General features: G+C 61.1%; 13 protein-coding genes. 6 read left to right on the top strand and 7 right to left on the bottom strand.

Annotated features, from left to right (window positions below; translation table 11 throughout):
* The coding region (locus tag VOI29_RS17730) for an RluA family pseudouridine synthase (RefSeq protein WP_323781628.1) at window positions 1–996 on the bottom strand (996 nt) is incomplete at its 3' end.
* Between VOI29_RS17730 and VOI29_RS17735 the strand changes: the two genes are divergently transcribed.
* Complete coding sequence (locus tag VOI29_RS17735) at window positions 995–1,306, top strand: DUF6476 family protein (RefSeq protein ID WP_323767733.1); 312 nt, start codon at window positions 995–997, stop codon at window positions 1,304–1,306. The genes VOI29_RS17730 and VOI29_RS17735 overlap by 2 nt on opposite strands.
* Here VOI29_RS17735 and VOI29_RS17740 read toward each other — a convergent pair.
* The 4 genes from VOI29_RS17740 to VOI29_RS17755 are packed head-to-tail and all read right to left on the bottom strand — an operon-like array spanning window position 1,293 to window position 3,255.
* On the bottom strand, window positions 1,293–1,778 hold the full coding sequence (locus VOI29_RS17740; RefSeq protein ID WP_323767731.1) for a hypothetical protein: 486 nt from the start codon (window positions 1,776–1,778) through the stop codon (window positions 1,293–1,295). The genes VOI29_RS17735 and VOI29_RS17740 overlap by 14 nt on opposite strands.
* Window positions 1,775–2,602 (bottom strand): c-type heme family protein, encoded by an 828-nt coding sequence (locus tag VOI29_RS17745; RefSeq protein WP_323767729.1) that lies wholly within the window; start codon window positions 2,600–2,602, stop codon window positions 1,775–1,777. Before VOI29_RS17745 ends, VOI29_RS17740 begins: the two co-directional genes overlap by 4 nt.
* A complete protein-coding gene (locus VOI29_RS17750; RefSeq protein WP_323781631.1) occupies window positions 2,599–2,814 on the bottom strand; it encodes a hypothetical protein in 216 nt (71 codons plus the stop codon). Before VOI29_RS17750 ends, VOI29_RS17745 begins: the two co-directional genes overlap by 4 nt.
* Before the next feature lie 51 nt (window positions 2,815–2,865).
* Entirely contained in the window at window positions 2,866–3,255 is a 390-nt protein-coding gene (locus VOI29_RS17755) for a hypothetical protein (RefSeq protein WP_323781634.1), read from the bottom strand.
* A 520-nt stretch (window positions 3,256–3,775) separates the two neighbouring features.
* Between VOI29_RS17755 and VOI29_RS17760 the strand changes: the two genes are divergently transcribed.
* Both VOI29_RS17760 and VOI29_RS17765 read left to right on the top strand, forming a co-directional pair.
* The gene (locus VOI29_RS17760) at window positions 3,776–4,885 is read left to right on the top strand and encodes an integrase family protein (RefSeq protein WP_323767725.1); all 1,110 of its coding nucleotides are present in this window, start codon (window positions 3,776–3,778) and stop codon (window positions 4,883–4,885) included.
* A 40-nt stretch (window positions 4,886–4,925) separates the two neighbouring features.
* Window positions 4,926–5,150, top strand: a complete 225-nt coding sequence (locus VOI29_RS17765) for an AlpA family phage regulatory protein (RefSeq protein WP_323767723.1) — start codon at window positions 4,926–4,928, stop codon at window positions 5,148–5,150.
* 189 nt (window positions 5,151–5,339) lie between these two features.
* Here VOI29_RS17765 and VOI29_RS17770 read toward each other — a convergent pair whose 3' ends face one another.
* Both VOI29_RS17770 and VOI29_RS17775 read right to left on the bottom strand, forming a co-directional pair.
* Window positions 5,340–5,603 carry a hypothetical protein gene (locus VOI29_RS17770; protein ID WP_323767721.1) on the bottom strand — a complete coding sequence of 88 codons (264 nt, stop codon included), beginning with the start codon at window positions 5,601–5,603 and terminating at the stop codon, window positions 5,340–5,342.
* 1,309 nt (window positions 5,604–6,912) lie between these two features.
* A complete protein-coding gene (locus VOI29_RS17775; protein WP_323767719.1) occupies window positions 6,913–8,328 on the bottom strand; it encodes an MFS transporter in 1,416 nt (471 codons plus the stop codon).
* Between the two features lie 68 nt (window positions 8,329–8,396).
* Here VOI29_RS17775 and VOI29_RS17780 point away from each other — a divergent pair, with 68 nt between their 5' ends.
* The 3 genes from VOI29_RS17780 to VOI29_RS17790 all read left to right on the top strand — a co-directional run bounded on the left by VOI29_RS17780 (window position 8,397) and on the right by VOI29_RS17790 (window position 11,154).
* Complete coding sequence (locus tag VOI29_RS17780; RefSeq protein ID WP_323767717.1) at window positions 8,397–8,807, top strand: helix-turn-helix domain-containing protein; 411 nt, start codon at window positions 8,397–8,399, stop codon at window positions 8,805–8,807.
* A gap of 39 nt (window positions 8,808–8,846) precedes the next feature.
* A complete protein-coding gene (locus VOI29_RS17785; RefSeq protein WP_323767715.1) occupies window positions 8,847–9,824 on the top strand; it encodes a hypothetical protein in 978 nt (325 codons plus the stop codon).
* Window positions 9,825–10,737: 913 nt separating this feature from the next.
* Complete coding sequence (locus VOI29_RS17790) at window positions 10,738–11,154, top strand: hypothetical protein (RefSeq protein ID WP_323781637.1); 417 nt, start codon at window positions 10,738–10,740, stop codon at window positions 11,152–11,154.
* Window positions 11,155–11,390: the final 236 nt, after the last annotated feature.

An 11,390-nucleotide genomic window follows, 5' to 3' on the forward strand; every position in this document is an offset into this window, starting at 1 on the left:
GGTTTGCATGTCATCGGGCAGCGCGGCGGTGAAGCTGAGCGGCGTCTCGGTGACCGGATGGACAAATCCCAGCGTCTCGGCATGCAGGGCCTGGCGCGGAAAGCTCTGCACCGCCGCCTGCCCGGCCTCGGTCAGCGCGCCCTTGGCGATCTTGCGCTTGCCGCCATAGGTGGCATCGCCGATCAGCCCGTGACCGGCATAGGCCATGTGCACCCGGATCTGGTGGGTGCGGCCGGTTTCCAGACGACATTCCATCAGCGCCACCGCCGCGGGGCTGCCAAAGCTCTCGACCAGCCGCGCCCGCGTCACCGCGTGGCGCCCGCCCTCAGAACAGACCGCCTGTTTCTGCCGGTCAAACCGGTGGCGGGCCAGACGGGTGGTAATCTTGAGCACGTTGCCCGGCTCGAAGCTGATGCCACGCAGGCCGCGCAGCCGCGGATCGGCGGCATCGGGCATGCCGAAGACCACCGCCTTGTAGGCGCGCTCGGCGGTGTGTTTCTCGAATTGCGCCGCCAGACCGTGATGGGCTGCGTCATCCTTGGCCACCACCAGCACGCCCGAGGTCTCCTTGTCGATCCGGTGCACGATGCCGGGCCGTTTCATGCCGCCGACACCCGACAGCGTCTCGCCGCAATGGTGCAGCAAAGCGTTGACCAGCGTGCCCGACGGCGTGCCGGGTGCCGGGTGCACCACCATGCCCACCGGCTTGTTGACCACGATCAGGTGGTCATCTTCGTAGAGCACGTCGAGCGGGATGTCCTCCGGCAGGATGTGGCTCTCTTCCGCCTCTTCCACGCTGATCACCACCTCGGCACCCTCGCCGACCCGGGCCTTGGGGTTGACCTCGACCGCGCCGTCGATCCGCACCGCGCCGCTTTCCAGCAGCCGGGCGAGCCGGGTGCGTGACAGGGCGGCCTCCTCTGGCACATCGCGGGCCAAGGCCTTATCAAGGCGGCCGGGCGGATTGGCGCCGATGGTGAAACGGAGTTCCGGCATGGATGACCCTTCTGAAACGCAGGCGGAGCTGCCCGAGCCGGCCAACCTGCGCTTTCTGCGGCTGCTGGTGACCGTGCTGACGGGCGTGATGATCGCTGGCGTCATACTGATCATCGCGCTGATTGTCATCCGCTTCCGCGATCCCGGCCCGCAACTGCCCGAAGAGCTGAGCCTGCCCGCCGGCGTCAGCGCCCAGGCGGTGACCTTCGGCACCGGCTGGGTGGCGGTGGTGACCGAGGATGACCGTATCCTGATCTTTGACCGGGTGACCGGCCGGATGACCCAGGAGGTGACGCTCACTGATAGGTGAGCGCCACCCAGACATGCAGCCCCACCAGCGGCAGCAGCGCCGCTGACAGTGCGATATGCAGCCAGAGCCAGGCCTTGTAGAGCCGGCGGCTGCGATAGGGGATCACCTCGCGGTTCAGCAACCCGGTGGCGGCGATGGCGATGAAGGTCAGCACAAGCGCCAGGGTCCAGGCATGGCCGAAGCGCACCGCATGCACCGCGAACAGCAGCGTCAGACCGACGCCGACCCAGCGATGCGCTGCGTAGTGCCGCCGCACCCTGGCCGCCTGGCCGCCGCTGCGGGCAATCAGCAGCATCCATTGATAGCCCATGCCGGTGAGCAGCAGCGCCCCGGTCACCACCTGCCAGTTGAAGCCGAAGGACTTGGGCCTAAAGGCGGTGCCGGCGGTCAGCACCGTCACCACCAGCGACAGCGCGATCAGCCCGAGAATCACGTAAGGACGCCGTCTGAGCCGCAACAGGACCTCGGTCATGCCCCGCCCTCCGCGCTCAGCACCAGCGCCCGCATCACCGCGCCGCCGGCCTCGCGGCGGACCTCGGCCATGAAGGTCGCGGCATCCGGCAGCATCCGCAGACCCGGGCCGGGCCAGTCCGCCCCCGCCGCCACCGGATCGGCAAAGCCCGCCGCGCGGTCGAGATAGGCCCGATAGGCCTCTTCGACCGAGAGGTAGAAGGCCTCGGTGACCTCGAGCGCCGTCGCCGCGCCGAGCTCCGCCTCAGGGTAGGTCCAGGTGGTGGCCCCCATCACCTCGTCCAGCACCCAGTCCTTGCGCGGGCTGTCGGGGTGGTCGTTGTGGCAGCTCACACAGGGCCCGGCCGAGGCGAGGTCGGGGTACATCGCCACGTGATCGCCGCGCGCGGTGGTCGAGAACACCGGCGCACGCGCGGCGCGCACCCTGGCAAAGGCCTGCGCCTCGGCGCCGGCAAAGAGGTTCGAGGCGTTGATCGGCGCGTCGGAGCCAAGATAGAGCCCGAGCCGCGGCGGCCTTGCCTCGAGCCGCGCCGCCGTGAGCCGCAGGAAAAGCGCCGGCAAAGGCCCCTTCTCGACCCCGGGTTCGGCCCAGTCCTCGCCGAATTTCAGCCCCGCCTTGCCACCGGCACCGACGATTCGCGCGGTATATGTCTGCCGCGCCGCGTGGTTGATCGCATTGACCGCATCGAAGAGCCGCCCCACCGGCAGCACGCGGTCGCTCTCGGCCCGGCTGGCCTCGACCGGCAAGGGCGGCGGCGCGGTAACGAATAGATAGATCGCGAGACAGCTGAGCGTGCCGAGGGCAAGGATCGGTTTCAGGGTCATCGCGCCACCGCCTCGAAGAGTTTGAACGGGCCATAGGGCGGTGCGCCCTGGTGGAAGTAGCCAAGGATCGCAGCGCCGGGGATCATCTGCTGCACATGGGTCGGCGGGTCATAGGAATGGTTGCCGTGGAAATCGTGACACCCGAGGCAGGTGCTCCATTTTCCCGCCGCAATCAGGGTGACATGCGGGATGTTGACCGGATCCCTGGTCAACGCCAGGTCGGCATGGCTCGCGCGGCAGAACGTGGGCTCGGCCGAGACCCGTTAGCCCAGGTGTTCGGAATGGCAGCCGAGGCAGCTGTCGGCCCGGACCTGCTGCAACGCCGGCTCGAATCGCGGTTCTCGGAAGCGGTAGATCGGATGACGTTCATTGGCGCGCTCATGACAGTCGAGACAGTGATCGCTGGTCACCGGCCCATTGCCGAAATCCACATCCGCCGCGCGCCATCCGAGGCTGTAGGCCAGCTTGGCCTGCACCTGCTGGCGCGTGCTGCCGGGACTGGGCGTATGGCAGCCGGCGCAGGACACCTCTTCATGGCCCTGCTGCAACGGCCCCTGCGCCAGCCAATGCGCCGCCGGCCGGGTCCAGAGACTCATCGCGCCGAGACAGAAAACCGGCAAGGCCATGCTGAGGGCAGTGCGGCGCAGGGTCATGGCGATCTCTCCGAGATGGTCAACGATGCGTGAAAATCACCCTCAGGTTGATTAACGTTCCTTAAGAAATCGTTAACCCCGGCAGCTTTGGCTAAGTTGCGTGACATCGGGGTGATTTCGAGCGCCACGGTCACCGGAGCACAGCACGCCCCCGGGCGGGATCAGGCGCCCGGCCTGCGGTGTGCCGGCCTCGGGACAAACATCCTCGCGCAAGGTGCATCACGTTGATGCAGCACTTGCGGAGCGTCGCACATGCAAAGGCGTGCAGCGATCCGGGCCGGACCTGCCGCTGCCGACACCGGGACGTCAACGAATGAGACTGCTGGTTTGAATGGTACCGCCTGCCCGGTTCGAACGGGCGACCTCTTGATCCACAAACAGCCCAGACAAATGAACATAGATCTACACTATTTAGCTTTTTTCCTTTATTATCATGATACAAGGAGAAATCCTCCGAACATGGCTGAACATAGAAACACCCTCTTACGCACGTGATTCAAGTGACTAAAAAGAGACTAAAATGAAGATCCGGTTGACCGATCTAGCCGTCAGGAAGCTGTCTCTGCGGGAGCAGGGACAAGTCACCTACTGGGATGTGTCGACGCCAGGGTTCGGGCTCCGTTGCTCTGCCAGGAGCAAATCCTACGTGGTAATGTATGGCCCGCGTCGTCAATTAAAAACCCTTGGCAGGTTTCCCGACCTAGCTCTTGCAGACGCCCGAAAGGTCGCACGCCAATTCCTTGCCACCTTTGCCGAAACCCCCTACCCCGAGCAAAGGTACACATATGCTCCGGTCCGCGAAGCCTTCCTCGAAGATTGCAAGACACGGCTTAGACCGTCGACTTGCGCTGGATACAAGCTCTACCTCAAACGCATCCAGTTCTCTGGATATCTGGATGACATAAGCCCGTCCCAAGCGATCAAGGCGATCAAGCGCCTCTCCAACAGCCCGTCCAGCCAGAACCATGGGTTTACCGCCCTGAAGGTCTTCTTTGGGTGGGCCTGCAATCGTCAGTACATGGAGCGCAACCCGCTTGCCGACCTCAGGCGCCCCCACAAGGTAAACGCCCGGGAACGCGTTCTAAGCGAGGAAGAAGTGGCATCCCTGCTCGATCATACCCTGGGCGCGCGGGACCGATACCACGATATCGTCACTCTCTTGCTGCTTACTGGACAACGGCGCGGAGAAATCGCCAACTTGCAATGGGGCGACATCGAACCCGATCTGATCACCCTGCCCAGCGAACGCACGAAAAATCACAAGCGGCACGCGTTTCCAATCGGGCCCCGCACCGCAGCTCTCCTTGAAAGCATCATTGGCGGCGAGCACCATGTCTTCGGCGAAACCTACTTCGACGTCCCCTACTCCGGTTGGTCAAAGGGACACCGTCGGCTTCTGAAAAAGACCGGATTGAAGCATTTTACACTGCATGATCTCCGACGCACATTCTCAACTATTCATGCCATTCTGGGCACACCTATCCACGTCACGGAGCGGCTGTTAAACCACTCCTCAGGCACGCTGAGCGGCGTAGCCGCTATCTACAACCGCTACGACTATAAGGAAGAAATGCGGGCCGCTCAGTTAAAATATGAAGATTATATCGCATCTCTGACGTCCGATTGGTAGCATCTTCCAACCTAGGAATCGTCGTAACCTGGGCATCGCGATGCTCTTCAGCAACGGAGACATCGTGATGAGGATACTTTCAAAACGCCAAGTTAAGGAGTTGGTCCTTTACTCACCGCAACACATCGCACGCCTGGAGACGGCAGGCAAATTCCCGATGCGGGTCAAGCTGGGCCCGAACCGGGTGGGCTGGGTTGAGGAGGAGGTATTGGAATGGCTTGAAGTCCGGCTTGCGCGCCGCGAAACGCCTGAACGACGCTCCTGATCCAGGAGCAGGACGACCAGGCGTGCACAGCCTGGTCGTCCGTCGCGGTTCGTGTTAGGCCACCTTTCGACAATAGACGACTGCTCGTCCCGATGGAGCAGCCAGCCCGTTATCGTGAGTCAGTCGAAAAAATCAGGGGCGTCCGCAAACCGTGTTGGCGCTCTTCGGTATTTCGCGGAAAGGCCTATATCACTCCGCTTTTCTGCGCGGCGGATACCCATGCGGCAACACGTTTTTCGGCGTATTCTCGATGCTCTCGACGACCTGAATCCGGCCCAGATCGAGGACGCCCAGACCAAGATCAGGGATCTCCGACAAAAGACGGAGGCGATCTCGGAGAACGAAGCACGGACAAACCGAGATCACAAGTGCCCCTTCTGCGGCGACGACCGCCGCCAGAAGTGGGGCCGCACACGGACCAAAATCCAGCGCTACCGCCGCATCGGCTGCCATTAAACTGTTCGGGCCGAACCGGCAAAGCCATCGGCCGCGCATCAATCGCCCAGACCCGTTCATCGTGGCGCTGCGGGATATGCTGAGCACCTCTGCTCCGCAGTCGGTGCGCAAGCTCGCGAGACGGTCGGACTCAACAAATACACTGTCTGGCGCTGGCTGATGCTGGTGTTTACGATCATGGGGAGCAGCGGCTCAACGGCGAGCTTCTCCGGGATCATCTAGCGGACGAGACCTACCAGCGGGAGTCGCGCAACGGAACTCGTGAATGGGTCCGGAACTTCGCCGAACCGCAGAACGTCCCGCGACCGCAGCGCCCTCGTTGGGAAGACTTCACGACACAAGAATTGGCACTTCGTGGTCGGCAGCAAGTCCGGCAAGCGCTTGGCCTCAGGCCGCCATCACATCCAGAACGTGAACTCGCTCCACGCCTGCTACGAGAGGTTCATCATGCCTTTGTTTGGGCCGGCCAGCAAGAAGCTGAACGGCTACATCCGTTGGCTCGGGGTGCAACTGACGGGGATTGGAACCGCGGAGCTTGTCCGCGCATCGTAGATCTGGGGCGTTGCAGAGGTCCGCTTCGAGCCTAAACTGTCTCCTCTGCTCGCCGATGGGTTCGCAGTTGCCGCATAGGTATGCCCATCGCGACCGGCCCAGAACCGACTTTTGACGTGACGATGAGCGAAGCACCGCAGCATCACCAAAGCCGGCACTCATCGTGGCCGCAGGGTTTTGACGGCTCCAAGGTCGGCAGCGCGGGACGTTCCTGCCATTCGCTACGGTCGCTTAGATTCCGCTGCGGCTGCGAAAACTTTCGTGAAAAGGGCGGTGACCTGCCGTTCGCTGCGTCGACCACGAATGGCAGCAACGCGCAGAGAGCGTCCTTTGCAAAGTACTGAGATCTGCTATCCGGGCGACGGTCACATGCTGCACGAGCAATGGAAGGAGTAGACCTTCGCCGCAGGTGCAGCCATCAACCATCATCGAAAGGAGGGGACGCGGACTAAGATGCCGGTCAACCGTTGAGATTCGATGTTCGCTTTCGCACATTGGTCGCCAATGGGGCCGACCCTCTCATGGGCTTCGTTCTCCACGTGCGCAGCAATTTTGGGGTTCAACCGTGGTCGTGATAGAGCGTAGGTCATCATTTGCGCTCCGATCTGGCCTGTGCGGAACAGGTGGGGTTCACTCCAATACCAACCGAACCTTTCCAATGCCCAATGCCCAATGCCCCATGCGCAATGCCCTATGGCCGCAGTTGTGGAGGAAACGGGTCCATGCCTCAGGGCGCGCGAATTATGTTTGAGCTTCACACCGGGTTCGGCGCACCTTGTTGGCGCCTGGGATTGCTCCAGATCGCAACTCCAAGGGCGATCATGGCCAGGGCGGCGGCGAAGAAGAATGTCATCGTAAAGGCATACGAGACGTCCGCTATCGTCGCCTTTGCCGCGTCACCTGTGCCCATTGCGGCGACGAACAGGGTGGACATCGCGGAAGCACCTGTCATCAATCCAAGGTTGCGAGACAGGCCGAGCAGACCGGAAAGGCGCCCGCACTGCTCCTTCGAAGCCCCGGACATGACTGCGGTGTTGTTGGCCGCCAAGAACATCTGAAAGGCCGGAGTCAGTGTGATCAGCGCGGCGATATACCCGCCGACGCCGAAATAGCGCGGCAGAAGGGCAAGGCAGAGCAGGCCGAGCATGGTCTGAAGCAGCCCGGCAAGCATCACGCGCCGCGCGCCGAACCGATCCGTCAACCGCCCCGCGGGCACCCCGGAGAGCGCGGCGACAACCGGCCCAATGGCCAGCACCAGGCCGACAATTGCCTCGTCCAGTCCAAGGGAGAACGTCAGGAAGAACGGGCCGACGACCAGCGTCGCCATCATGATGGTGCCGACCAGGATGTTCATGGCAAACCCTGCTGCCGTCATCCTGTCCATGAGGACGGTCATCGGCACCAGTGGCGTGCTCACGCGGGTCTCGACGGCCACGAAGATTGCAGCCGCGAACAGCGCGCCTGCCAAAAGCACCGCCGGTGAAACCGGAACGCCTGAGGCGCCACCGCTCGTGCCGAGTGAATAGGCCGCAAGCGCAACGATCAGCACAACGGTTCCCGGGAGATCCAACGACTTGAACCGTGCCCGAGACCGCTGACTCTCATGCTGGATGAAGAGGACAACGAGAACCAGTGCCAGCGCGGCAAACCCGGCGAGGAGCCAAAAGGTCATCCGCCAGTCGCTCCAGGCCAGCACGAAACCGCCAAGCGAGGGCCCGAGCGCGGTCCCGGCGGCGGAGGTGGTTCCTAGCAGGCCCATGGCGGTGCCGAGCTGCCCAGGAGGCACCATGTTCCGGGCGATCGACATCGGGAGCGCGATCAGGATCGCCCCGCCAACTCCCTGAAGCGCGCGCCCTAGGATCAACACGCCGAGACTCGGTGCCGTAGCGCTGAGGAGCGACGCAGCCATGAAGACGACCAAGCCGGAAATCATGACCCGGCGATGGCCGAACAGATCGCCAAGCCGCCCGGCCGAGACAATGGCGACCGTCACCGCCATGAGATAGGCCAGCACGACCCACTGGGCGTCCGACACGGTCACATCGAAACTGCGTGTCAGGGTGGGCAGCAGCACCGAGGCGACGCTGAGCCCCAGCGAAGCGGTCAGGGAGGCGGCGGCCAGCGCCGTCAGGATGGGAAGTGGCGCGCGCGCCTCGTTCGGTTTTTTCATGATAAGTTCACTAGCGTTGACGATCAGTGGAAGCTAACTTGCCACTTCAAGCCAACTTGAGGTCAACCGTGAAACTTCTCGATATCGGGATTCTGTCGGAACAGAGTGGCGTCTCCTCCTCGACGCTGCGCTACTACGAGGAGATCGGACTGATCCAATCGGTCGGGCGGCACGGGTTGCGGCGGCAGTTCGATGCGCAAGCGGTCACCCAGCTCGCGCTGATCTCGCTGGGCAAGATGGCCGGGTTCTCACTGGAAGACATCAAGGGCATGTTCGCCAAGGACGGTACGCCCCAGTTGCCGCGTGCCGAGTTGCACCTGCGCGCCAATGCGCTCGACGAGCAGATCCGGGGTCTCACGCGGCTGCGCGACGCCCTGCGTCACGTCGCGGATTGCCCAGCCGAAAGCCACATGGACTGTCCGAAGTTCAGACGCCTGATGGAATTCGCCGCCCGCACGCCAACCAAACGCCGGACATAAGCCCTTACGACAGAAGATCTCGCTGAACAGGAAAGACCCATGCTAAAATCCATTTCGACCCTTCTGGTGGCATGTCTTTGTGCCGCACCCGGTATCGCGGAGCCCCGTATCGGGGTTCACACCATCACGACGCATGGCGAGGACGACCTGCGTCACCTGTCGCTTTCGATTTGGTATCCTGCGCAGGAAGGCGGATCGCTGGAGGATGTCGGTGGCAACGCGGTCTTCGTCGGACAACCTGCCTATCGCGATGCCGCGATGGCACCGGGACCGTATCCCCTTGTCTTGCTCTCGCACGGCGGATTGCGATCAGCGGCGGATTCCGGGGCTTGGCTGAGTGGCCGGCTGGCAGAAGAGGGCTTCTTTGTGGTCGAAGTGAACGGCCCGCGCCCGGAGAGCGCAGCAGATGCCGTGGACGAGATCTGGCGGCGGCCGCAGGATGTGTCGCACGTGCTTGATCGGATTCTTCAGGACCCGGTCTGGTCGACTGCCGTGGATCAAAGCCGGATTGCCGTGGCAGGATATGCGCTTGGCGGCACTGCCGCCCTGGCCCTGGCGGGCGGTGCGTTCGACACCAACGTTTTCGCGAGCTCATGTGAGGCCAACGAAAGCGGCCCTGATTGCGGATGGTACAAAGCACACGGTGTATCGTTGGGCTCCGTTGATGCCGAGGCATTGGAACGCACACATCGCGATCCCCGGATCGGCACCGCCATTGCCATCGACCCGGAATATGCGGATGTCTTCCTTGCCCCGAGCCTGAGGGCGCAAGAGGCCGATATTCGGGTGATCTGGCTGGGCGCCCCGGATCGCGGCCGGTTCTCTACCGCCGGCCTGCCGCAGGCGGTGATCGAGACCGCGAAACGCTATGACGCCTTCCCCATCTGCACGCCAAAGGGCAAATATATTCTGGCAGAGGACGGCGGCGTTGTCTCCCTGTGTGACACAGAACCCGCCGAGCGTGCGCGCATCCACGACGAAATCGCGGATCGTCTCGGCGTGGTTCGCGGACAATAGGTATGTCGGCATGGCCCACCCCGGTCCACCAAATGCCGGGACTGGACACCTCGTTTCACTGGCTGTGTCTGCTACCGGACATTGGAACTGGCCGCGGCAATGGTCAAATTGGGCTCGAAGCCGACATGCGGCACCGCGGCAGCGTGGTTGCAGCGAATCCGCACCAGTTGCGAGCGGCCAGATGACTTCACCCAGCCCTAAGCTGCCATTCGATCCGGCCACGGTATCCTGATTCCGGCGGCAAACTGCTGAACTGGCCTTTCCGACATGTGCAAGGTGAGCAGGCTCCCCGCTGCCTTGAGGTTCGCTGTCGATGCTGCACTTCATACAAAACGATCGCGTTGGAGGCGAGGGCCGGCTTGGTTAGTGGCTGAGATCGATCGACGCCGCAGTGAAAGTTGGATAGATAAGCAGGTTATGTGCGTGTTGAGTGGATAGAGTTAAGTTGAACCGACGCGCATACAGCGGTAGTTGCGATGGCTAAGTGCACATTTTCGTCGAGCTTCGTAGTGGCCTTTGAGAGCAGGTGTAGTCCTTGGAATTTGAATTATCAAAACTCTATAAAAGGCTAAACTATTGCCGATCATGTGTTGCGTCCATCAACCAGCGACTACAGTCTCTCTCGAGAATAGAGGTTGAAGCTGTTTTTTCGGAGGATCGTAAGACGAGTTATCACGTCATAAAAAACACCAATCAAGCGGAATGGACACGTATTTCTTTTGATCTATCGTCTGCGGTCCACCACTTAAGATCGATCCTAGACAACTTAGCCTATGAAATTGTGACATCCGAGAACGCCTTTCTCACCGAGAGAGAGAAGCGCGGGATCTACTTTCCAATCCTTGAAACGGAGAAGGGTTGGCATTCAAGCGCTGGAGCGCGCTTGATACGAAAAAGTTGCCAGAAAAAATACGTGCGACTATTTCTTGATCTTCAGCCCTTTAGCAAGAATCTGTCTTGGACTGATGCGACTGGGCATCCTCTGCACTGTTTGTCCGCAATCAGCAATCAAGACAAGCACCACCAACTTTCGATCTCATTAAAAATGACATCGGAAATATCAACCGATTGTACGGCACAGTATCATTCGAGAAAAACGGTGTGTCAGCCGAAGTCAACCTTTCTCAAGGGTAAGATTTTAATAGAAGTCACACAAAATGTTATTGAGTCTGACTTTCCGATAAAGCACTTTAGCGACCCCGATTCGGTCCTTGTGGTGGCGATAATAGAGCCATTGAGATTGCCAGTTTCTAGTTTCCTTACTGAACTGGTGTGCAATGTAGAAGCAATAGTGGAGAATTTCGAAAAACTTGGCAAGTTAGGTGATTGAAGTAGTCGGTGTATGTGACCCTCCCTGTTATGTTCCCGAAAGACGCTCGCTGCGATGGGAGATTTGCGTAGCCGGGAAACACCCTCGCGTCCTGTTTGACATAATTCAGGAGCCGCAAGCTGGCTTGATCAAAAGTACAAGGTCTACTTCTTGTCTGCGGCCACGTATTTCGTGAGCGAATAGCTCCAACCCTTCGGTTTGCAGTAAACGCTTCATCTTCTCGACAATTATGAACT

The organism is Leisingera sp. (assembly GCF_034669605.1).
Lineage (GTDB): Bacteria > Pseudomonadota > Alphaproteobacteria > Rhodobacterales > Rhodobacteraceae > Leisingera.